At 63.3% G+C, this 23,190-nt stretch carries 18 protein-coding genes and 1 pseudogene; 11 read left to right on the top strand and 8 right to left on the bottom strand.

All coding sequences use genetic code 11. The features are described from left to right. Positions 1-318: 318 nt before the first annotated feature. Entirely contained in the window at positions 319-1,440 is a 1,122-nt protein-coding gene (locus OVA31_RS05830; protein ID WP_267631418.1) for a DUF2235 domain-containing protein, read from the top strand. A gap of 306 nt (positions 1,441-1,746) precedes the next feature. Here the strand turns inward: OVA31_RS05830 and menE are convergent, their stop codons facing one another. The 4 genes and pseudogenes from menE to OVA31_RS05810 form a co-directional block, all read right to left on the bottom strand. Then, entirely contained in the window at positions 1,747-2,913 is a 1,167-nt protein-coding gene (menE, locus tag OVA31_RS05825) for an o-succinylbenzoate--CoA ligase (RefSeq protein WP_267631417.1), read from the bottom strand. A 164-nt stretch (positions 2,914-3,077) separates the two neighbouring features. Further along, positions 3,078-3,371: pseudogene (locus tag OVA31_RS05820) on the bottom strand (DUF3349 domain-containing protein); the annotation flags it as partial. 131 nt (positions 3,372-3,502) lie between these two features. Then, a complete protein-coding gene (locus OVA31_RS05815; RefSeq protein ID WP_267630161.1) occupies positions 3,503-3,784 on the bottom strand; it encodes a hypothetical protein in 282 nt (93 codons plus the stop codon). Positions 3,785-3,850: 66 nt separating this feature from the next. After that, on the bottom strand, positions 3,851-5,083 hold the full coding sequence (locus tag OVA31_RS05810) for an inorganic phosphate transporter (protein WP_267630160.1): 1,233 nt from the start codon (positions 5,081-5,083) through the stop codon (positions 3,851-3,853). Positions 5,084-5,316: 233 nt separating this feature from the next. Here OVA31_RS05810 and OVA31_RS05805 point away from each other — a divergent pair, with 233 nt between their 5' ends. Then, positions 5,317-6,381: an LLM class F420-dependent oxidoreductase gene (locus tag OVA31_RS05805; RefSeq protein ID WP_267630159.1), complete on the top strand. Its 1,065-nt coding sequence runs from the start codon at positions 5,317-5,319 to the stop codon at positions 6,379-6,381. Here OVA31_RS05805 and OVA31_RS05800 read toward each other — a convergent pair whose 3' ends face one another. After that, positions 6,382-8,511: an Rv1355c family protein gene (locus OVA31_RS05800; protein ID WP_267630158.1), complete on the bottom strand. Its 2,130-nt coding sequence runs from the start codon at positions 8,509-8,511 to the stop codon at positions 6,382-6,384. Positions 8,512-8,651: 140 nt separating this feature from the next. Here OVA31_RS05800 and OVA31_RS05795 point away from each other — a divergent pair, with 140 nt between their 5' ends. Next, entirely contained in the window at positions 8,652-9,377 is a 726-nt protein-coding gene (locus OVA31_RS05795; protein ID WP_267630157.1) for a hypothetical protein, read from the top strand. Here the strand turns inward: OVA31_RS05795 and OVA31_RS05790 are convergent. Together OVA31_RS05790 and OVA31_RS05785 are read right to left on the bottom strand one after the other, a co-directional pair. Next, positions 9,356-10,525, bottom strand: a complete 1,170-nt coding sequence (locus OVA31_RS05790) for a sensor domain-containing diguanylate cyclase (protein ID WP_267630155.1) — start codon at positions 10,523-10,525, stop codon at positions 9,356-9,358. The two genes, OVA31_RS05795 and OVA31_RS05790, sit on opposite strands and share 22 nt — an antisense overlap. A 338-nt stretch (positions 10,526-10,863) precedes the next feature. Further along, positions 10,864-12,351: a sugar transferase gene (locus OVA31_RS05785; RefSeq protein WP_267631416.1), complete on the bottom strand. Its 1,488-nt coding sequence runs from the start codon at positions 12,349-12,351 to the stop codon at positions 10,864-10,866. A 173-nt stretch (positions 12,352-12,524) separates the two neighbouring features. Here OVA31_RS05785 and OVA31_RS05780 point away from each other — a divergent pair, with 173 nt between their 5' ends. The 7 genes from OVA31_RS05780 to OVA31_RS05750 all read left to right on the top strand — a co-directional run bounded on the left by OVA31_RS05780 (position 12,525) and on the right by OVA31_RS05750 (position 20,490). Further along, the gene (locus tag OVA31_RS05780) at positions 12,525-13,421 is read left to right on the top strand and encodes a LysR family transcriptional regulator (protein WP_267630153.1); all 897 of its coding nucleotides are present in this window, start codon (positions 12,525-12,527) and stop codon (positions 13,419-13,421) included. 335 nt (positions 13,422-13,756) lie between these two features. Further along, the gene (locus tag OVA31_RS05775) at positions 13,757-14,791 is read left to right on the top strand and encodes an NAD-dependent epimerase/dehydratase family protein (RefSeq protein ID WP_267630152.1); all 1,035 of its coding nucleotides are present in this window, start codon (positions 13,757-13,759) and stop codon (positions 14,789-14,791) included. Further along, a complete protein-coding gene (locus OVA31_RS05770) occupies positions 14,788-15,969 on the top strand; it encodes a DegT/DnrJ/EryC1/StrS family aminotransferase (RefSeq protein ID WP_267630151.1) in 1,182 nt (393 codons plus the stop codon). Before OVA31_RS05775 ends, OVA31_RS05770 begins: the two co-directional genes overlap by 4 nt. After that, on the top strand, positions 15,966-16,736 hold the full coding sequence (rfbF, locus tag OVA31_RS05765; RefSeq protein WP_267630150.1) for a glucose-1-phosphate cytidylyltransferase: 771 nt from the start codon (positions 15,966-15,968) through the stop codon (positions 16,734-16,736). The genes OVA31_RS05770 and rfbF overlap by 4 nt, the downstream gene beginning before the upstream one ends. 1 nt (position 16,737) lies before the next feature. Next, positions 16,738-17,991 carry a class I SAM-dependent methyltransferase gene (locus tag OVA31_RS05760; RefSeq protein ID WP_267630149.1) on the top strand — a complete coding sequence of 418 codons (1,254 nt, stop codon included), beginning with the start codon at positions 16,738-16,740 and terminating at the stop codon, positions 17,989-17,991. A 12-nt stretch (positions 17,992-18,003) separates the two neighbouring features. Next, a complete protein-coding gene (locus OVA31_RS05755; RefSeq protein ID WP_267630148.1) occupies positions 18,004-18,933 on the top strand; it encodes a hypothetical protein in 930 nt (309 codons plus the stop codon). Between the two features lie 114 nt (positions 18,934-19,047). Then, complete coding sequence (locus tag OVA31_RS05750) at positions 19,048-20,490, top strand: lipopolysaccharide biosynthesis protein (protein WP_324290189.1); 1,443 nt, start codon at positions 19,048-19,050, stop codon at positions 20,488-20,490. Between the two features lie 633 nt (positions 20,491-21,123). Here OVA31_RS05750 and OVA31_RS05745 read toward each other — a convergent pair. Further along, the gene (locus OVA31_RS05745) at positions 21,124-21,285 is read right to left on the bottom strand and encodes a hypothetical protein (protein ID WP_267630145.1); all 162 of its coding nucleotides are present in this window, start codon (positions 21,283-21,285) and stop codon (positions 21,124-21,126) included. A gap of 47 nt (positions 21,286-21,332) precedes the next feature. On the opposite strand from OVA31_RS05745, the gene OVA31_RS05740 reads away from it, so the two are divergent. Then, positions 21,333-23,081, top strand: coding sequence for a WecB/TagA/CpsF family glycosyltransferase (locus OVA31_RS05740; RefSeq protein WP_267630144.1), 1,749 nt, complete (start codon positions 21,333-21,335; stop codon positions 23,079-23,081). Positions 23,082-23,190: the final 109 nt, after the last annotated feature.

Below are 23,190 nucleotides of genomic sequence, written 5' to 3'. Positions count from 1 at the left end.
GCTGTTAAGTTTCTCACATGCGGGCTTTGTTATCGAGAAAGACTGTTCGAAGAAGCAGGCGCTCGCGTGGTTGTCCATCAACTGAAGGACTGACGAGGCTCTGCGCTCGTCGGGCAGGGTCCCGCGGACTCGCTGTCGACCGGCGGGCGCGCCCCACGGATATTCGGCCGGGCTCGCGGGCAGGTGCTGAGGGCCCGTTGAGCTGACCGGTCGAGCCAACGATCCAGCTCATTCCACTGTTTGCTCGACGCGGCCCTTCGGTTTCGAGCCGTAAAGTCACCAGGCAAGTGGGTAGTTTCACGAGGAGGTCGGGTGGTTATGACGAAGCGGTTGATCGTCTGTTGCGACGGTACGTGGAACTTCTTCGGGCAGCGGAATCCCACAAACGTGGTCACGCTGTTCGAGGAGATCGCGAAGTTCAATGACGATGGCACCCCCCAGAAGAAGTTCTATGTTGCCGGTGTCGGGTCGAACCCATTGCAGAAGATCCGGGGAGGCGCCCTGGGGTGGGGGCTGTCGAAGAACCTGAAGACGGGCTATGAGGAACTCGTCGACAACTACGAACCGGGCGATGAGATCTTCTTGTTCGGATTCAGTCGGGGAGCCTACACCGCGCGTAGTCTCGCCGGTTTCATTCGCAATGTGGGGATATTGAAGCGCGAGAACAAGAAGCAAATCGACCAGGCTTTCAACATCTACCGTGACCGGGACAGGACGGAGAATGCTCCGGACGGTGAGGCGGCGAAGCGCTTCAGGCAGCAATACTCGCACGATGACGTGAATATCCGCTTCATCGGTGTCTGGGACACCGTGGGATCACTGGGCATTCCGTTCGGCCAGTACCCACTGATCAAGAAGGTCAACAGTCGGTGGGCTTTCCATGACACCAAGCTGAGCTCGAAAGTCGGAGCGGCTTATCACGCACTGGCCATCGATGAGAAGAGAGGTCCGTTCGAGCCCACCCTCTGGCTGTCCAATCCGGATGCGAAAGAGCAAGTAGTGGAGCAGGTCTGGTTCTCCGGCGTGCACTGCAATGTCGGGGGCGGCTATGCGAACACGCCAATCAGCAACATTCCGCTCGTCTGGATGATGAAGAAGGCGTCCGATCACGGACTGACGTTCGGTGGCAGCACCTCTGGCGACGTCGCGGCCGACGGTGCGGCGTCGACAGCCCCGATCGCTGTTCTCAACCGAATCGATCGTCTCCTGCAGGGGACCAACGCCTACGCGGCACTGGACGAGTCCAGGAAGGGCTTCTACCGTCTGCTCGCGCGGCTCGACCGTCCGATCGGCGAGGCCGACCGCGGGTCCGAATATGTCGCGTCATGTGCGGCGCGACGTGCCGGGAAAGTCACGGGATATCAACCGCCGAAGCTCCGCGGGTACCTCGACGCCGAGGGCGAGCAACTCGATGTCGACTTCTTGCCGGTGGATCAATAGCCGCGATCCACCTACCGACTATCACAAAATGACCCCGACCGTCCTGTCGATCTCGCGCTGAAGGCGGGACGACGGGGTCAGATGGTTCGACGACCTCGTTCAGCAACATCACCAGCAGAGGGACGATCCGATGGCGATCGCGCTTCGGTGTGAGAGCAGATGGTCCGAAACTCCGTCGAATGCGCCCGCAACCAGTTCGTCCACCGAGTCGTCGAAATAGCCCTGTTCTGGCCGCACCTTCGGGTTCCGGCTTCGAGCTGATACTGCGGCCAGGAGCTGCAGGTGCGGCCAGAAGCGAAACGGGGGCTATGGGCGCGGGGCGTACCGCTCCCGCAACGCCCGACGATCCACCTTGCCCGGCCCCCGCGTCGGAAGCTCGGTGAGTTCGATGACCTCGCGCGGTGCAGCGTAGCGGTCCAGTCGCTCAGTGACCGACCCGCGAATTTGATCGGGGTCGAGTGTTGTTGTGCCAGAAGCGACGACGAACACCACGACCTTCTCGCCCAGCCGATCGTCGGGCACTCCGACAACAGCGCATTCGGCGACGGCGGGGTCGTCGAGGATCACCGCCTCCACCACTTGCGGCACGATGGTCAGGCCGCCGCTCGAGATCGCCTCGTCGGCGCGGCCGACGATCGACAGGACGCCTGCGTCGTCGAGGTGGCCGAGGTCGTCGGTGCGGAACCAGCCCGGCTCGACGAAGGCGGGATGATCGGGGCGGTTGCGGTAGCCGTGCGCGACCACGGCCCCGCCGAGAATCACCCGGCCCACGCCTTCGGGATTCGCGTCGTCGATGCGCACGGTGACCCCGTCGAGAGGTACGCCGTCGTAGACGCAGCCACCGGCGGTCTCGCTCATGCCGTAGGTGCGGGTGATCGGAACTCCGGCGTCGACAGCTCTGCGCAGCAACGGAATCGGCGTTGCGGCGCCGCCGACCATGAGTGCATCGGCGTTGCGTAGCGCTGCGGTGGCCCGTGGCGAATCGAGCACCTTGATCAGTTGCGTCGGCACCAGGGACGTGTATCGGCGCGGGCCGTCGAGGTTCTCGAGAGCGTCCGCGAAGGCATCGGGGTCGAAGCCGTCGGTGACGTCGAGGGCCGCGGGCGTGAAGCCGGAAGCCAAGGCGCGCAACAGAACCTGCACACCGGCGATGTGATGCGGAGCGAGTGCCAGCAGCCAGTTGCCCGGACCGCCGAGCCGAGTCGCGGTGGCGGTGGCGGATGCGGCCAGGGTGCCGGGAGTGTGCTGCGCGCCCTTCGGAACTCCGGTGGTACCAGACGTCGAGACCACCAACGAGATCTCGTCGTCGATCATCTCGCCGACACCGAGTGCGTCGCGCAGCGCAGCGACGTCACGGGGGTCGTCCGGTACCGGTACGAACGCAGCCGAACCGTCGAGGATCGCGGACAGGTCACCGAGGCGGTCGAGAACCTCGGGTCGGGCAGGTAAATGAAGGGCGCGGAGAGTCTTCAGGACTCATCACCGTCGGGGTCATCGGTCTCGTCTCGCCCGGTCGGGGGATTTGTGTGCCCGCTCGACGGATCATCGGTTGCTGTCGACGGATTCTCGGTTGCCGTCGGCGGGTCGCCGGGGTCCGTCGACGGATTGTCCGGGGTGGCCGAGGCAAGGGGGCTGTCGTCGAATGGCCATCCCGATGCCTCGAGGTGGGAACGGACGCGGGCGATGTCTGCCTCGTGGGGGAGTTCATGGGTGACCTTGGTGATCCGGACCGCGGCGTCGATCTTGGAGATGGGTTCCGGGGGAGGCGGGGACTCGGCGATGAGGTCGACGGAGACCTCCTGGACCTCGTCCTCCGTCAACTGGCGCCGTAGCAGCGCGACGAGCGGGATGTAATCACCCTGCGGCACTCCGTCGGGGTAGCCGGCACGCAGCCACTCGACGATTCGCTGGAGGAACTGTGGTCGATCCACGGATGCGGCCCCCTTTCTTCCCCGACGGCAGCGCAGACTCTTCTGCCGCGATTGTATGTGGTCAGGCGAAGATCCCGACAGTGACGATGATGAGCAGACCTGGTTTGAGCAAACCTTGACGACGGAAACGCCTACTTGTAGCCGAACGGGAAGATCTTGATGTCGGTGTAGTAGAAGATCGTCTGCCGGGTGATCCACAGGAGACCGAGCAGGATCAGCAGTCCGACCACGCCGAAGATCACATACCCGAGCGCCCGCATGGCCGGATTGCCCTGCGACACAGTGCCGTCGGCGTTGGTCTCGGATGCGCCCTCGGCGTGGAACCGAAGCCCGAACGCGAACAGGGCGGGTAGGCCGGCGCCGAAGATGAGTCCGACGATCAGAACCTTGCCGATCGCTTCGACGATGTCCATCGAGGTTTGTCCTTTCGTGTCTGACGGCGTCAGCGGCCGGTCAGGCGACAGTGGAGAGGCGGCGGGTCAGGCGACCGGGGCCTTGGCTTCGGCGACGGCGGTCTCGGCCGGGATGATCGAGTTGGTGGAGTCGTCCCATTCGGCGTTGACGTTGCTGGCGTCGACCTTGTTCTGCTGTGCGCGCCAGTACATGTAGCCCGACGCGACGATCAGGAGTCCGAAGATCACCACCGCACCCAGGGCGTTGCCGAGCAGGTGGGCGATGCCGAAGCAGAGCGCGCCGACCAGGCCGGCGGCCGGCAGGGTGGTCACCCAGGCGATGGCCATGCGGCCCGCGACAGCCCAGCGGACCTGGGCGCCCTTCTTACCGACTCCCGAGCCGAGGATCGAGCCGGTCGCAACCTGCGTGGTGGAGAGCGCCATGCCTGCGGCGCTGGAGGTGAGGATGATGGCCGCCGACGATGCCTCGGCTGCCATGCCCTGCGGCGAGCTGATCTCGACCAGGCCCTTGCCCAGGGTTCGGATGATGCGCCAGCCACCCAGGTAGGTGCCGAGCGCGATCATGCCGGCGCAGCTGAACACGATCCAGAACGGCAGACCGTGGCTGACCGACGACGCATCGAGGTGACCGGTCACGATCAGGGCCATCGCGATGACGCCCATCGTCTTCTGCGCGTCGCCGGTGCCGTGAGCGAGGGAAACCAGTGATGCGCTGGCGATCTGGCCGTACCGGAAGCCCTCCTCCTTCTTGCTCTCGGCGATCCTCTTGGTGATCGCGAAGACCATCCAGGTGCCGCAGGAGGCAACCAGGCAGGCGATCACGGGAGCGAGTAGCGCGGGCACGATGATCTTCGAGAACACGCCGTGCCAGTTGATGCCGGACATCCCGAGCGCTGCGATACCCGAGCCGATCAGGCCGCCGAAGAGTGCATGCGACGAGCTCGACGGCAGGCCGAAGAGCCAGGTGAACAGGTTCCAGAGGATGCCGCCGATGAGGCCGGCGAAGATGATCAGCAGTGCGGTGGTGGGCGTCAGGCCACTGATGATGTCGCCCTTGTCGTCACCGGAGGTCTGCTGGATGTTCAGCACTTCCTTGGTGATGGTGGCCGCGACCTCGACTGACAGGAACGCGCCGACGAGGTTCAGGATCGCCGAGAGCCCGACGGCGACCTTCGGCTTGAGTGCGCCGGTGGCGATCGATGTCGCCATGGCGTTGCCGGTGTCATGGAATCCGTTGGTGAAGTCGAAGCCAAGTGCCGTGATCACCAGCAGCACAAGAATCAGCATCTCTCCGGTCATACTCAATATGATGCGGTCCCGCAGGCCCGGTCACCTAACCCTTGAACGCCTGAAATGTTCGATTTGACCTGGGAGTTTGCCAAGAAGCTCGATATGTTCATCCGTTGTTCATGTTGCCGCCGTCAATCCGCCACCGGCCGGGCGGGCTCGCGGCCCCAGGGCTTTGTCGGCCGGGCAGATCGAGCGCTCGGGCAGCTGTGTGACCCGCACGACAGCTGTGGAAGAATCCGACCATGACTGCTGCGATGACGCTCGGAATGCCGATCAACTACGCGGGCGATTTCCGCGAGACCATCAACAACCTCGCCGACTTCGAATCGGTCGGCGTCGACCGCATCGCAGTTCCCGAGGCGTACAGCTTCGATGCCGTCAGCCAGCTCGGTTACATCGCGGCCAAGACCGAGAAGATGGAACTGCAGACCGCAATTCTGCCCATGTACTCACGCACCCCGACGAACCTCGCGATGACCGCGGCCGGCCTCGACTACATCAGCGGTGGCCGGGCGATCCTCGGCATCGGCGCTTCGGGTCCCCAAGTCATCGAGGGTTTCCACGGCGTCAAGTACGACTATCCGGTCGGGCGTGCCCGCGAGCATGCCGAGATCTGCCGCAAGATCTGGAAGCGCGAGAAGTCCGACTACCAGGGCAAGCACTACACCCTCCCTCTCACCAAGGAGGATGGCGGCACCGGGCTCGGCAAGCCGCTGAAGATCATCAACCACCCGGTCCGCGACAAGATCCCGATGTTGCTCGCGGCTATCGGTCCCAAGAACACTGAGCTCGCCGCCGAGATGTTCGAGGAGTTCCAGCCGTTCCTGTTCCACCCCGAGTTCGTCGATGCCGCGTTCGGCGAACCGCTGGCCGCGGGTAAGGCCAAGCGCGATCCGTCGCTGCCGCCGCTGAAGATCGTGGTGCAGGCCGCGACCCTCATCTCCGACGACGAGCAGGAGGTCGAGAACGCGCTACAGGCGGTCCGCCACCACGCCGCGCTGTACATCGGCGGCATGGGAGCTCGCGGTAAGAACTTCTACAACACCCTCGCGCAGCGTTATGGCTATGTCGATGAGGCCAAGATCATCCAGGACCTCTACCTCGACGGGAAGAAGGCCGAGGCCGCCGAAGCCGTGCCGGACGAACTCGTGCGTGCGATGTCGCTGATCGGTCCGCGCTCGCTGGTTGCGGAACGCGTCGAGGCCTTCCGCGGTGCCGGGGTCGGCTGCTTGCTCGCGACGCCGGCGGCCGGGTCGCACAAGGAGCGGGTGGCGGACATGGAGATCCTGCGGGGGGTTGTGGGCTGATCACCGGGCGACCGAGCGATCAACCGGCTCTCGTCGGCTCATCGCCGGATACTCGGTCGAGCGCGAGAGCCGTAACACGATCGTCGGTGCCTCGCCGTTGCGCAACGGCCAGGCCGTCAGCATCGAGCGGCGAAGCTCGGCGAGTTCGTCGCCGTGTCCGTCCGACAGACCGCGCGCGGACGCGTCATCGGAGGCGTAGAGGAATGCCGGGGTCACCGGATGCACCGCGAAGCCCAACGATTCGGCGGTCAGCCACACCTGCTCGGTGATTTGGCCGGCGTTTGTGTAGGCCGCCAGATCGTTGCTGTCCTGCACCACGATGACCAGTGCGGAGGAGGACGTCACTCGGGCCGCCGCGTCGGCGCCCAACGCCTCGCCACCGTCCCAGTCGTCGAGGAGTGCCATCACTTCGGGCCGCCGTAGCACCTCGAACATTCCCTTCATCGCCGCCGGCAGGGCGAGCGATTCGATGTCGATGCCGGTCTGATCGCCGGGGTCGTCGGTCAGCTCGGCGAACATCTCGCGATGCAGATCGGGCGTCAGGAACCGGATGCGATCAGAGCGTGCCGCGATGGACGCGTAGTGCTCGACGTCGGCTCGATCGGTCAGCACGATAGCCCGAGTGTGTTCGGTGTCGGCGGCGGCGGCCACTCGGGCCGCATCCGCTGCGGGCATCGGAGAACCGTCACCGTGTCCACGACGGGTGCCGCGGGCCAACACTGCTGACAGGTCGGTGACAGTAGGCGGGAGGTCGGCGTTCGTGGCGCCGTCGAACGCGATCCGCACGCCGAGCCTGTCGCCGGCGCCGACGATCTGAGTCTCGACCTGCAGTCCGCGGCTCGTGGCGGCGACTCGGGCGTTGTAGGCCGCCGCCCCTACCGCCACGGCAGAGGCCCGGTGGCCGACATCGAGGATCGACGTTCGCGTCGGGTCGAGCAGGATCGTCACCGATCGTTCATCAGCGATGATCTCCCACGGCTGCTGGTTCCCCGCCGAGGGCGCTCGCGACGCCGCATAGGCGACCAGATCACGACCGGACATGCCGTCGGTGAGCGGCGGTTCGGGCGTCGTCGGCGCGGAGGCCGGCGGTGGCTGCAGCGCGAGGGGGTCGGCGATGTCGTCCAGCCACGCATCGCGGTCGAACCGCACGCGTCCCGACGGCAGCGGCCGGCCCTGCACGAACCTGCGTACGGCCGCGGCGACGGTCGCACCGCCGAGCAGGACGTCGCCACCCAACTGCGGCCACGCGGTGACGGTGTGACCGAGCTCGATCGCCGAGGCCGCCATCGGCGCCGTGACCTTGGCAGGTTCGAGCACTCTCACCGCGAGTGGCGTGAGGGCGGCGCGGTCGAGATCGACGAGATCGTCGATGTTCAAGTCGCCGGCCAGGCCGTGGAACAGCGGACGCTGCGGTTCGAGGTCGAAGCGTTCGATGTCGAGGGTTCCTCCGTCGCTGGTCTCCATCAGGACCGGGATGCCGAGCTGCCGGCAGTGTTGTCGGATGAGGACCTTGACATCGAAGGAGTCACACTCCTCGATGACGAGGTCGAGACCGGCGAGGAATTCGTCGATATTTCCTGTCGTTATTCCGTCGGTGAACGGATATGTCCTCACGTACGGATCAATTTCCACGATCCGGCGCGCGGCAACGACAGACTTGTTGATTTCCAGATCGACCAGCGATCCGGGGACGCGGTTGAGATTGGTCACTTCCAGAGAATCGAAGTCGGCCAGACGAAACTCACCGGCGAGCCCCTCGAGCGCGAGGGTCAACGCAATCGCATGACCGACGCTCAAGCCGACGATTCCGATTCGTAAACGGGCGGCACAGTCGTGCTCGGCGAGCGTTATCTTGTGTCTGTTGCGGTCGAGTCGGAGTCGTCGATACGAGTTCGGGCCGGGAATTCTGATCAGCGCGCGCCGCCACGGAAAGTGCACATACCGTGCAGGTTCATCGAGCAGATTCCTCGTCGGCCGTGGTAACAACTGGCTGAGGGCCGCCGATGCTCCTGGGGTGATGTCGAGTACATCCAGAATGGGGTCGTCGGCCAGGGCTGCGGGAACTGAGCCTTCGGTGTAAATCGTTGCGACGGCGTCGTCTGGAAAGGGGTTCCTGGTATCTGGGCTCACGCAAAATTAGTTTGCCACGCTACCAGTCCGGTAAGTTCCCAAGAGGGTGCCCGCGCAAACTGTGCAGCATGGCAAGCCTGCAACTCAGACCAGAGCAGTCACCCGTCCAAAGTGTCACTCTGGAAGGCTGGCGCTCGGCGATGACAGCGATTCTTGACGGTAGTGCGTTCTCGGATTCGCCATCCGATCGGACCGGGTTCACGCGTGGCAATCAGTACACCCTCATCACCGCGACCCCACACGCCGAACGGCGCCTGTGGGGACGATATCTGCGCGGTGCTGCAGCGGCGTACACCCGCCACGGATGCGCCGCCGCACTCGACTCCGACCTCGTCGCCGACGGCGAGAGCACAGCCCGGTTCTTCGCCGTCATCGGTGAGGACAGGAAGGTACTCGGAGGTCTGCGCGTTCAGCATCGGTTCGTCGCCGCCGCTCAATCCCACGCGCTGGAAGAGTGGGCCGGCCAGTCAGGGCAGGTGCCACTGGTCAATGCGATCGAGTCTCGGCTCGACGAAGGGGTCGTGGAGGTGAAGACAGCGTGGGTCGACGAACGTTCGCCCGTCGCGCGCGATGTTGCCGGACAGCTCGCCCGGCTCGGACTTGTGATCATGGAGATGGCCGGTGTGGGCCACATGATGGCGACCGCGGGCGACCACGTCCTGAAGCGCTGGGAATCCGGTGGTGGCCGCGTGGATACGTCGATCCCGCCGACGCCGTTTCCCGACGACCGCTATCGAACGCAGTTGATGTGGTGGGACCTGGCGCGGCTCGAAGCGCACACGTCACCACAGACGTGGAGCCGAATGCGTGCCGAGGCGGATGCGCTCTGGACCTCTGATCTGGCTCAGCTGCGTTCGGCGGCTTGATTCGCCGTACCCAGCTGCCGGGAGAAGAGTTCGAACACGGTGTACTGCAGGGTGGTGTCATGAGGCTTGACTGCCCCCGGATTGACCGCGGGGCGACGCCATAGCACCGGATCCATCGGCTCGATGATTGTGCGGTCGCGGCCTTGTGTTTTCGCCTGATAGACGCAGTGGTCCGCGCGGTCGAGCATTTGGCTCACGACTTCGTCGGTTGATGCGCCGCGTGAGCGACTGGAAGCGATGAGTGGGGCACAGACTCCTCCCACACTCACTGTCACCGGAGCCGCCTCGGAGACCGCGAGGCGGAACCGCTCGGCCGCGATACGTAGTTCCGCCTCGTCCCGGGCCACACAGAACACCAGGAACTCCTCGCCACCGAAACGACAGACCACCGATCCGGGCGGGGCCACCTCACGAATAGCCGCAGCGGTGGTCAGCAACACCCCGTCGCCGGCGAGGTGCCCATACACGTCGTTGACCCGTTTGAAGTGGTCGATGTCCATCAACAGAATGCCGACCCAGCCGGTCGAGACGTGTGCCGCGGAGAGCAGTGGGGCGACCCGGCTGAGGAAGCCACGCCGGTTCAGCAGCCCTGTCAATGGGTCGATACCGCTCAGTTGCGTCTGGCGTTCCAGGGTGGCTTCCAGCGATCGCCGCAAGGCGATGACCAGAAAGAGCGGCACCGTTATGGACCCCAGGATCGCTCCGACACTGATGACGAACGCCGCCGGTGTCGCGGCAATCACGGCGAGCACCACAACCGCGCCGACTGCTGCCAGCGAGCTGAGGGACAACATCAGCGGGATCGACGGGGAGATCGCGGCGATGGTCGGGATGGCCGCGACGAGGGCTAGGACCGCCATGGCTGACGTCTTGTTCGACAGGATCAGGGCAGTCCCGCAGATGCCGATGATGCCCAAACCGCCGAGCACGGCGAACTCGGCGTCGGTGAGTCGGCTGCGGATCGCAGTGATCACGAACACAGCTGCGATGAACGACCAGATGATCAGCAGCAGGACGAGCGAGCCGGGTCGAAGAGTGTCCGGCGCGAGCAATGTGACGATGGGCAGCGGAAGTACCCCGCCGGTGCTGATGAGCGTGGCCAGGGATCGGGCGTCATATCGGTCGAACATTATTCTCAGAACGGTCACACTTCGTCTCCCCTGTGACCCCGACTGTATTATTCATTTGTAATGCTTTGTGAGCGAAACGAAGTCATCGTCTGCGACGCACACAGAATGACAAGACGAACGCTCCAACGCATCGAGACTAACCCACGCGGGGAAGTCTGGGGCGCGTGCGAGCATCAATACCGTCAATGGGATGAAATTTCGATGCGGATCCCCCGCTGGGTTTGGCGAATCTCGGATCATGCCGGCCGGCAATGGTGGACCGGATTGCGTGTATCGCTAAATGCTTTGTTAGCGAAACGAAGTCATCGGCGACAGTGCATGGCAACCAACTGAGAAATGCAATGACGTGCTGCTGTTCAGTACGCGCCGTTCTTGGAAACGACTGCCCGGAAGGTGCGCCACAAGATCACCGCGTCCTGCATGATCGACCAGTTCTCGACGTAAGAGACATCGAGCCGGACAGACTCCTCCCACGACAGATTCGATCGTCCCGACACCTGCCAAAGGCCGGTCATCCCGGGCTTCACGAGCATCCGGCGGGCCACCCGACCGTCATACGTCGCAGCTTCGGAGGGAAGCGGTGGACGTGGACCCACGAGGCTCATCGATCCGCTCAGCACATTGAACAATTGCGGCAGCTCATCGAGGCTGTATCGGCGGATGACACGGCCCACGGGCGTTACTCTCGGGTCGTCGTGAATCTTGAACAGGGGCCCATTGCCCTCGTTGCGGTCGACGAGATCGGCCATCAACGCTTCGGCATCGGGAACCATCGACCGGAACTTCCACATGCGAAACGGTCGATTGTTGACGCCCAGGCGGTCGGACCGGTGCCACACAGGTCCTCGCGTATCGACTTTGATGGCCAGAGCGATGCCCATGAGAAGCGGCGCGAGGGCAAATACGATCAGCGCGCCACCGACACGGTCGAGGAGCGCTTTGCGGAACCGGTTCGCGCCGGCATAACTCGGTCTGCCTATATGGAGAAGTGGCAGTCCGGCGACGGGGCGCACCATCATCCGGGGCCCCGCGACATCTGCCACCCCCGGAGCGACCAGCAGGTCGACATCCATGAGATGTAGGTCCCACGACAGGTCCTGCATGGCGCGATGTCCGAACGCATCCGGAGAGGTGACCGCGACGGTTGTCGCGTCAGTGGCAGCGACGGCAGCGGCCACGTCGTCGAGGCCGCCGTACACCGGGACGCGGGAACTGCCCACCCAGGACTCGTGCGGATCTGTGTTCGTTGTGCACGCTCCCACAACCGTAAATGGTTGTTCTGGAGCAAAATTCAGGCGGTCGGTCACGCTGGCCACGGACATGTGCTCGCCGACCAGCAGTAGACGCTCAAGACCGATGCCGCGAGATCTCTGACGGCTCAGTTGCCTGCGCCACACCCATCTCGACACCAACAGACCCACGGTCCCGAGGGGTAGCGCCAACGCGAAGTATCCACGAGAAACCTCCAGGTTCAGGACGAGAACGAGAATTGCCAGGACTCCGAAGACGCTGAGGCATGCCGTTGTGACCCTGCTGTACTCCTCGGTCCCGACGCCCAGGATGCGTCGGTCAAGCGATTGATGCGCTCTCAGCGAGATCACCCAAGCCGCGATCAACAATGTCATGACCACCACCGGATCACCGTGGACACCCCCGAAGCTGTCGGTATCCAAGCCGGAACCGAACCGGAGAAGCTGTGCCACAACAACTGCCGCCGATATCACCGCCACATCTGTCAAAGCGATCGCGGTCACGAACCCTGGGACCCATGCTCGTCCGCGCGACGCGATCGGCAGGAACTCGTGTCGATCGCGACCGAGTCGGCGGCGTCGCTCGACAGCCATCGACTCGTGCCCGGTGGCGCGATACGCAGTCATGATCCCCCAAACCGGTCGTCAGATCTTGTGTTTCGTCCGCGAGGTGCATCCCGAAACGTCCAGGAAGCGCATTACCAATGTAAAGATGGGAATCACAACCTACAATCACAGCGTCGTGGACAACTGACAGGGACAGGTTGATGAAGAGTCGAGATGATTTGGACCTGCGACGCCTTCGAATGTTCGTGACCGTCGCTGAGGCGCCCAGTTTGCGCGTTGCGGCCGAGAAGATGTTCATGACGCAGCAGGCGGCGTCGTCGGCGATCAAAGAACTCGAACGGACACTCGGCGTCGAGTTGTTCTCGCGGACGAGGCGCAGCCTGATGCTGACACAAGCCGGCGAAACCCTCTACCGGGGTGCGGCAGCACTTCTCGCGGGCGGCAACCAGCTGACGGCGATGGTGCAGGCCGCCGGCGCGGCGAGCATACGACCGTACGTCATTGGACACACGCCGAATCTCGCACCTTCCGAGGTGTTCACGGTCATCGAACCGGTCGTCATCGCCGATCCTTCGGTGCCGATCACCGTGCGCCTGATATTTGCGGACCAGATCCGTGCTGAATTGCTCGACGGACACATCGACCTCGCGTTGAGGCGCGGGATCCAGACGCCGTTGGATCTGGCGGGGACCATCGCCGGCAATCATGAGCTGCGACTGGCCGTCGGCAGCGACCACCCGCTGGCCCAATACGACCGAGTCGGCCTGGGGGGCCTGACGGAGTACGAGATCGTGGTGTCGGTAGCAGAGCCGGAAGAGGACAGCGAATACATCCGCATGCTGATATCGATCTGTCAGGCTGCCGGGTTCGAGCCCAGGCTGACGGTGTCCAGACTGCGCGGTACGCCGCCGCACACCGCTGTGATCGCGCATCCGCAGGCATGCACCTTCGTTACCAACGAGCCGGGATGGCTATACGGCAACAGGATTCGGGTCATCGACATCGCTGAGTCGCCGACCATGCCGGTGCAGGCCATGTGGCTGCCGCACACCACCTCCGATATCCGGAACAGGATAGTCGCATCGCTCCGACCGTGACGGTCGGCTTTGCCTGCCCCACAACTGGGCTTTCCCGCAACGGAATCGGCACTCGGCGAACGGTCCGCTGCCGCTCCTAGCAGTGAGAACAACTGTTGGCTGTCAATTGTCACGCGGAATCTGATTGTGGCCCACGGCCGGGAACCCTAGATTTAGCCGTGATCCTCTCGTCGAACGTGGCTGGTAGACGAACCACTGTCGGTGAGTTTGCCGCGTTTCGTCCAGTTGCCCTGGGGGACAGTAATAGTGATACATCACGATTGTTCGGTCCTGCTGACCGAACTCGTCAGATCCGCAGATTGTGCACGGCTGCATCATTCTCGCGAGGAGGGGCGATGAGGGTCCTCGTCACCGGACATCTGGGATACCTGGGATCGGAGATGGTCCCAGTTCTCCAGGCTCGCGGCCATGACGTGGTGGGCCTGGACACTGACTTCTTTCGCCACTGTGATTTCCAGGCCGCACCGGTCACCCTGCCGGCGCTGTTCGCTGACATCCGGGATGTGACCGCCACCGATCTCGAGAAACTCGATGTTGATGCCGTGATCCATCTCGCCGCACTCTCGAACGACCCGCTGTCGGATCTCGACCCTCAATTGACCCACGACATCAATCTGGACGCATCGTTGCGTCTGGCGGCGGCCACGAAGAAGGCGGGCGTGCGGAGATTCTTGTTCTCGTCCTCGTGCAGCCTGTACGGCAGAGGCGGTGACGAGGAACTCGACGAGAACGCCGAATTCAAGCCCGTGACCCCATACGGAGAATCCAAGGTGCGCGTGGAGCAGTACCTGAGCACAATCGCCGACGACACCTTCTCGCCGGTATACCTCCGCAACGCAACGGCTTACGGAGTCTCGCGACGACTCCGCGCCGACATCGTCGTCAACAATCTCGTCGCGCACGCGGCGACATCGGGGAAGGTCCTGCTGGAAAGCGACGGCACGCCGTGGCGACCGTTGGTGCACGTCCTGGACATAGCCGATGCCTTCGCGGCCGCGCTCGAAGCGCCGACGGAGGCGATCCACGACCAGGCTTTCAACGTCGGAACAACCGGTGAGAACTACCAAGTGCGCGACATTGCGGACATCGTCGCAGACGTGGTGCCCGAGTGCGCCGTCGGATTCGGCATGAACGCATCACCCGACATTCGCGACTACAAGGTCGACTTCTCCAAGATTCGTCGAATCCTGCCCGCGTATCAGCCGCGATGGACCGTTCGGCACGGGGTCGAGCAACTCTGGGGGGCCTATCGCGAGGGTGGGATGACGACCGAGATGTTCGCGGGGCCGGCTTACGTCCGACTTCGCGAGATCCAGCGGCTGCGTTCCGCCGGCGCCGTAGGAACGGACCTACGTTGGGGGACAGCGTGACCGACATCGCCGCATTATCCACGCCAGTTGCCCGGCCGACCGGGCCGCGAATTCCGGTCGCCGGTCCGTGGGTCACCGATCTCGAGGTGCGCTACGTCAGTGAAGCCGCCGCTACCGACTGGTACGGGAATGCCGGGCGATCGGTCGCCCTCTTCGAACGGGAGTTCGCCGATCATCTCGGGCTGCGGCACGCGATCGCGGTACCGCATGGCACTTCGGCGTTGTATCTGGCGATGCTGGGTCTGGGGGTAGGGCCCGGGGACGAGGTGGTGGTGCCCGAGGCGACGTGGGTGGCCACCGCGGCGCCGATCATCTACGTCGGGGCAACGCCGGTGTTCGCCGATGTCGATCCGGAAACCTGGTGTATCGATCCCGAATCACTGCAGCGGGCTATCGGGCCACGGACGAAGGCAATCGTCACCGTCGATCTCTACGGGAACACTCCTGACATGAACCGAGTCCGCCAGGTGGCCGGGGAGATTCCCATCATCGAGGACGCCGCGCAGGCGATCGGCGCGTCCCGAAACGGTATCCGCGCCGGGTGTTTCGGAAACATCGGCGTTTTCAGTTTCCACGGGACGAAGACGATGACGACGGGTGAGGGCGGCATGACCGTCACTGACGACGACGCGCTCTTTGAACGGATGTCCAGGATTCGTGATCACGGCCGGAAACCGACCGAACACCGGTTCTTTGTCACCGACGAGATCGGCCACAAGTTTCGAATGAGCAGTCTGCAAGCGGCCTTCGGGCGTGCCCAACTTCTGCGCATCGACGAGCTCGTCGAGAAGAAGCGGCAGATCTTCGCGTGGTACGAAACGCGGTTGGCCGAGCTCACCGGCGTCACTCTCAACATTCGGGAACACGACGCGGTCAGTACCTTCTGGATGGTCACTGCGGTTGTCGATCGTGCGCGTGGTCTGTCCACCCGTCAGATGATGGAACTGCTCGACGATCGGCAGATCGACAGCCGGCCATTCCTACCGCCACTGAGCTCTCTGCCCGCATTCGACGGTTACGAGACGGCGGCCACCGCGGCCCGCACCAATCCTGTCGCATACGACATCGCCGCGAGGGCAATAAATCTCCCGTCCGCGCTCATGCTCACCGAGGACCAGGTCGAGGCCGTGTGTGTCGCCTTCACTTCGATCCTTCAACAAGGAGAGGACCAATCGTGAAGGCAGTCATTCTCGCCGGTGGACGCGGTACTCGGATCAGTGAGGAATCGCAAACCCGTCCGAAGCCGATGGTCGAGATCGGTGGACGCCCGATCCTGTGGCACATCATGAAGATCTACAGCGCCGCGGGGGTCACCGATTTCGTGATCCTCTTGGGCTACCGCGGCTACATGATCAAGGAGTACTTCGCGAACTACTTCCTGCACATGTCCGACATCACAGTCGATCTCGGGAGTGGGTCGGTGAGTACCCACAGCTCCAAGTGCGAACCATGGAAGGTGACTCTGCTCGACACCGGACTCGAGACGATGACCGGTGGCCGGCTGCTGCGTGCGCGGGAACACATCGGCGACGACACATTCTCGTTTACCTACGGGGATGGTGTCGCCGACCTGGATGTGCGCGCGGTGATCGATGCTCACGAGCGCGGAGGCACTGTCGCGACCGTGACGGCGGTTCAGCCCCCGGCACGTTACGGAACGCTCGACATCGACAACGGTCTTGCGCAGTTCCAGGAGAAGCCGCACGGCAGTTCCGGCTGGGTCAACGGCGGGTTCTTCGTGGCCTCGCCCAAGCTTCTCGACTACATCGACGGTGACGACACGATCTTTGAACGTCAACCGCTGGAAAAGTTATCGACCGATGGACAGCTTTCGGCCTACCAGCATTCAGGCTTCTGGCGCGGGATGGACACTCTGTGGGACAAGGTGATGCTGAACGACCTCTGGGAGTGCGGTAAAGCTCCGTGGAAGATCTGGAACGATTGAAATGACCTCTACCGTTTGTCGATCATGCTGGGCCGAACTGACCGAGACGTTCTGCGACCTTGGTCTGTCGCCGATGGCGAACTCGTACGTCGCACCTGAGGAACTCGGCCGACCAGAGATCTTCTACCCGCTGCACGCATACGTCTGCACCGACTGCCTGCTAGTCCAACTAGGAGAGTTCGAGACTCCCGAAGAGATCTTCTCCGATTACGCGTACTACTCGTCGTACTCGTCGAGTTGGCTGGAGCATGCGCGAGAGTACGTCGAGGATGTCACCCACAGGTTCGACATCGATTCGTCGACGAGAGTTGTGGAGATAGCCAGCAACGACGGGTACCTCTTGCAGTACTTCCAGCGTGATGGCGTTGCCGTTCTCGGTATCGAACCCGCGGCGAATGTTGCAGAGGTTGCGCGCGACAAGGGTATTGACACCCGCGTCGACTTCTTCGGGACGAAGCTCGCGGAGAAGCTGGTCGACGAAGGTGTGTTCGCCGACCATTTGATCGGCAACAACGTACTGGCGCACGTGCCTGACCTCAATGACTTCGTCGCCGGGATGAAGCTGCTGCTCTCGCCCGGCGGGCGTATCACAATGGAGTTCCCGCACCTGCTGCGCCTGATCCTGCACAATCAGTTCGACACCATCTACCACGAACACTTCTCGTATTTCTCACTTCACTCGGTGACGCAAGTCTTCGAGCGTCACGGTCTGCGATTGTTCGATGTCGAAGAGGTCTCGACTCACGGTGGCTCGCTGCGCATATACGCATGTCACGCGGAAAGTGATCGATACGAGCTCACCGAGCGTCTGGATGCATTGGCACGCAAGGAGTCGCATTTCGCACTCGACAGGATCGAGGGCTATCGTGACTTCGCCGTGGCAGCTGCACGTACGAAGCGCGAACTGTTGAGCTTCCTGATCTCGGCCCGTGAACGTGGTGAGCGGGTGATCGCCTACGGCGCGCCGGCAAAGGGCAACACCCTGCTGAACTACTGTGGCGTCGGCCAAGATCTCGTCGAGTGCACCGTCGACAGGAACCCGCACAAACAGGGCCGCCATCTTCCGGGTACCCGTCTGCAGATCATGGATCCCGAGCACATACGGACGGCGAAGCCGGACTATGTGCTGATTCTCCCGTGGAATCTGCGAGGCGAGATCGTCCGCGACCTGGAGTTCGTCGGAGACTGGAACGGGAAGTTCGTCATTCCGATTCCGCACCTGGAGATTCTCAGCCCTGAGGCTACCGACCAATAGTCAGGAGTTGCCATGCCATTCGTCGTATCCACCGAAGCGAATCTGTCCGACCATGTCCGTCGCCAAAGGGTATACGACGGAACGGTTTTCTGCCTGTCGCCGCGCGCCTCGATCAGAGCTATGGCTGATTTTGCACTGGACATGGTATCCCGAGCGTTCGACGGCCGTGATCCGATGACGGCCCATCGGGACCTCGCGGTGGAGGAGTATGTAGGAATTCTCGCCGCGCTGAAACCGGCATTCACTCATCACCTCCGATCCAAGGAACTCCTCCGCGAGATCCTGCTGGACCTCGGTGCCGACATCACGAAGACGTACTTCGATGTGCCAAAACTCCGGGTCGTTCCCACCGCGAGCTACCTGTCGTCCGGCCTGGGATACAACTACTCCGCTCACCGCGACACGTGGTATGCCGCGCCCGACTGTCAGAACAACTGGTGGGTCCCGGTGGCCGGAAACGCGGCAGTCAAAGGGATGCAGTTTCATCCCGATTTCTGGGGTCGGCCGGTCGAAAACAGTAGTTCCGACTTCGACGCTTATGAATGGAACCGTACTTCACGACGCGACGCAGCCAGGTACGTCACCCATGATCCTCGTCCACATCCGAAGGCGGGCACGGGGATGGAGGGGTCTGCGGTTCGGGTGGTGGGTGAGAGCGGCTCCATCTTGTCGTTCTCGGGCGCGCAACTGCATTCAACGGTCCCAAACGAGACCGATAGCGCGCGTATCAGTTTTGACTTCAGAACGCTGCATATCGACGATCTGATGGCGCGTGTGGGTCCGGAGAACGTGGATTCGCGCTCCACCGGTACATCCGTTCGTGACTACCTGCGCGCAGACACCTTCGATCCGCTTCCCGAGGATGTCATCGCGATGAATGACGCGGATGGCAGTGCGAACGGGGTCCTCGTCTTCGATCCCGCAGTTCTCGAAGTCAACTAACGAGAGTTGAGGCAGGTGGTTCGGTCACTAGCCGTATCGGATGGCGGCAGATCCAGCGCGCCAGAGCATCCGCCGGCACAGCAACATTCCCTTCGAACGGGCACTGCAGCCCAGATGCTTCCGTTGGTGGCGGGCTACGGCCTCAACCTGTTGGTCACGCCCTTCATCGTGCTCACGCTCGGTATGCACGACTACGGCATCTGGTCCGTGACGGGCGCCTTGGCTCAGTACGCAGCGTTGTTCGACCTTGGTGTATCACGCTCGGTGACAAGGTTTGTAGCGCTACATCATGCGAGAGGTGAGCGTCCTGCGGAACGTGCGGTCCTCGGGGTTGCGCTGGCGATCACCATCGCGCTCGGCTGCATCCTGATCGCGGTCGGAAGCGCCGTTGCGTTCGTGTTCGAGGGATCGCTGCACACCGGATCGGTCGGGCTGGCGCGAACACTGCTGTGCGCCACGGCCGTCATCCTCGTGACGGGGATGCTGGCGCGCGTGGTCGCCGCGGCTGCCTTCGGGCGCGGACGAATGATCGCAGGGAATGTGGGGCTGGCTGTCCAGACGGGCTTGGTCGCGGTAGGCGGAGTCATCGGGTTGGTCGTGGGTCCTGAGCTCAGCACTTTTGCGATTGCCAGCGCAATCGGCGGAGTCATCGGCCTGGTGTTGGTCGTCGTCGCCGTCGTGGTCGACGAACGCGAGTTTCCCGTCGGGAGGCCCACGCTCGCAATCACCCGCGATGTCATCGCTTTCGGGTTGAAAGGGCAGGTCCTCGGAGTCGGTGACATCGTCCTGTTCCAGTCTCCCAAAATCATTCTCGGGATCGTCATAGGCCCGGCGGCGGCCGGCGCGTATGACCTGGGCAGCCGTCTGGCCCTGGGCGCGCGGGCGTTCGGATCGATCGCATCAGTCGCTCTGACAACGCACATGACCCGCAGGTTTGCCGACGGCGGGGACGGCGCGGTCCGGGACGCATACCTACCCCTGGTCCGATTGAACTGTGGTGTATCGATCTTCGCGCCCTTCCTTCTGGTGGCGACGTCATTCAGTGCCATTCCGCTCTGGTTGGGGGAACCCAACGACGAGGTGCTGTGCGCGGCCATCCTGCTCTCCGTGGCACTGACATTCAACGTCGCGACCGGGGTCAGTACGGCCGCGACGCTGGCGATCAACCGGATGCGAATGCTCATCTGGTCGGCTGTCGCCTCCTGCGTACTGGCGCTGGCTCTGGCGATTCCGGCAGGACTGCTGTTCGGTTACGTCGGCGTCGTTGCCGCGGCCGCGATGGCAGTGGTTCTGGGCGTCGCGGTGGGTGTGGTGTTGGTACACCTCGCGCTGGGTGTTCCGATCCGTAGTTATCTGGTGAATGTTCTTCCTGGTTACGCGGCCGCGGCTGCGGCGCTCGTCGTGTCTATGCCGATCGGCATCGTGGCGGATCCGAGCACCCGAGAAGCGGCCATCCTCCCGTTCCTGTTGTCTGCAGTCCTGTTCACCACGATCTATGTGGGCATCGCCGGTCTGCTGAACACCCTCCCGCGTGTCTGGGGCAGGAGGTCGGATTGACAACGCAAGTGACAGTCCAACTTTACGTGATCGAGCGCGCTGAGGTCGCGCCCGACGAAGCGACACCATACAAGGAGGACCACCATGAATACCGGTGACCTACGCCGCGTGCTGCGGAACCGAAGTCTCAAATGGATTGTGGCGGCTGCGGTATGCGCACTGTGCGTGGGCGCGGCCGTCCTGGGGAACTCGACAATGCCACGCGAATACACCGCTGCTTGTTCGTTGTACGTTTCGCCCGCTACGAGCGGAACGCCGGGAGAATCCTACCAAGGCTCCTTGATGGCACAGGATCGTGTGGTCTCCTATCGCGACTTGGCAACGAGTGACCGTGTCTCGGAGAAGGCCATAGCGTCTCTGGGGCTGGATCTCAGTGTGGCCGATCTGCAGTCCCGTATCAGTGTTGAGACGCAACCACAGTCGGTGGCGATGAGCGTTGGCGTGACCGCTGCCACACCCACCGAAGCTGTCCGGTTGAGCCGGGAGGTGTGCCAGCAGGTAGTCGAAGCCGCGCGATGGGGAGATTCACCCGATGATGGTGGCGGGCCGATCGTCGCACTGCGAATACTGCAGGAACCGCTGACACCGCAGGGTCCGTCCTCCCCGCGTTCTGGCCGCAACCTCGCCATCGGACTACTTGCCGGCTTGCTCCTGGCCGCCGGTGTCGTCGTCGCCTGGGGTCGCGTCGAGCGTCTTGTCCGGAACAGGACGCCTGAGCACGGTGATGGCGATGCTGTGCCCGTTGAAGATGATGTCGAAGCCCCCGTGTCGGAAACGGCTGAACTGAACGGTCATTCCTGGCCGAGTGGGCAGTCGCCCGTCGAGGAGGAGGTGCCGCGGTCATGACCAGTGAGGCTTCTGTGCCAGACGTGTCGGGCGAGGTGTCGCGGGTGACGACGTGGCTGAACCATCATAGCGCGCTGGAGGCCGACTGGGAGGCAGTGGCGCAGGCCGACAAGGTTGGGGTCGACGGCACGTTCCTGCAGCTGATGCTGAGCCTTCAAGGCTCGTCGATCACGCGGTCCTCGGCGGACCTGAACCTCCCCGCGATCCTCAGAGAATGTCATCGTTCAGGTCGGACAATGGCTTTCGTCGGTGGAGAAGCCGGCACCGCAGTGTCGGCAGCACAGCGGTTCCCCGGTGCGGTTCTCGCAATCGATGGATTCGACGGGATTGCTGACCACACCCGACTCGTGCAGAGGCTCCGAGCTTCCGGCGCGACCGTGATCGTTCTCGGCATGGGATCGCCATTGCAGGATCGGATTGCGATCAGGCTGCGAGAAGATCTTGTCGGCGTCGAGATCTTCACGGCCGGAGGTTGGCTCGACCAACTTGCCCACGCGGAGAACTACTTTCCTCCGATGGTGCATATATTGCGGCTCGGCTGGTTGTGGAGGTTGTGCCACGAGCCGCGTCGCCTGGCGCGGCGCTACACTGTCGAGCCGTTTGTCGCTGCCGTGCGGCTCCGCCATGTGGCCGCGCGACTCGAGATGTCCGGGCTACGAGTACAGGACGAAAAGCGATTCTTCGTCAAACGCGACCAGCTCGCTGAACCGGATGTGGTGCAAATCGTCACTCAGCTGGAAAGAGCCGGCGCACAGACTCTGTCGTGGTGGATCGAGCATCATGTGTCCGGGAACGCCGGATTGCCATCGTACTTCCTGTACAACAAGTCGGGAAGTGACCTGTTCGCGGATTCCCGGTGCCTTGCCGACACCCGCCCCGCGACACCGCGCACTCTCGCGACGATGTTGGGCAAACTCCGTGACCTGATGCGTGGGCGCGACGTGGTGATCGCTCACACCCACTACGCCATCGCTGCGGTGGTCCTGATGTCGATGTCGCTACGTCGAGCTCATCGCCCGAAGGTGGTAGCTGTTCATCATTGGCCGATCGATCGCTATCCGCGACTGGCCGCGGGCATGTACTCGGCCGGTAAGCGGATGTCGCTCATCGACGAAGAGGTCTTCGTTTCCCCATCGGTTCGCCCCGCCGCCGGAAAAGGGGTCGTCATCGAGAACCCGGTGCCGCTGGCCGCGAACATCGACGACCGCCCTCGTCGTGAGGTAGACCTGCTGATCGTGGCGCGGCACTCCGCCGAGAAATCGATATGTACCGCAGTCGATGCCATGCGCTTCCTGCCGGAACGCACCCTGACCCTGGTGGGTGAGGGGCCGCTGATGGGCGTCCTCAAATCCCAGGTTGGTTCTGCCGGTCTCGGTGACCGGGTGGTGTTCGCGGGACCGATACCGAACGCTGAGGTCAGGACGATGATGACACGCGCGTCCGCGTTGATATTGCCGTCCCGATGGGAGGCGATGCCGATGGTCCTGCTCGAGGGTATCGCCAGCTCGGTTCCACTGGTGGTCAGTCGGATTCCTGCGCACGGCTTTCTTGTCGAACCCGGCGCGGCGCTCGCGTTCGAGGTGGGCGACGCGCGCGGTCTTGCGGAATCGGTCCTCGCCCTCGACGACGTGAACACCAGGAGTGCACTCGACGTGGCCGTGCAGGTGGTACGGGAACGTCTTTCGGAGCCGGCCGTTGCCAACCGGTGGCTGACTCTCGTCGACGACGTCTTGGCACCGGCATGAACTTCGTCCCGCCGGCATCCGGGGGCCTGCGATGGGTCGCCCTCGCCGGTGGTGGTGCGATGCTGGCAGTGGTCGTGCTTCTCGGTGCCGGCCGTTTCGAAAGCGCGGT

The organism is Gordonia sp. SL306, assembly GCF_026625785.1.
Classification (GTDB): Bacteria; Actinomycetota; Actinomycetes; order Mycobacteriales; family Mycobacteriaceae; genus Gordonia.
Note: the sequence above shows the minus strand (reverse complement) of the source record. Positions and strands in the feature narration are given on the sequence as shown.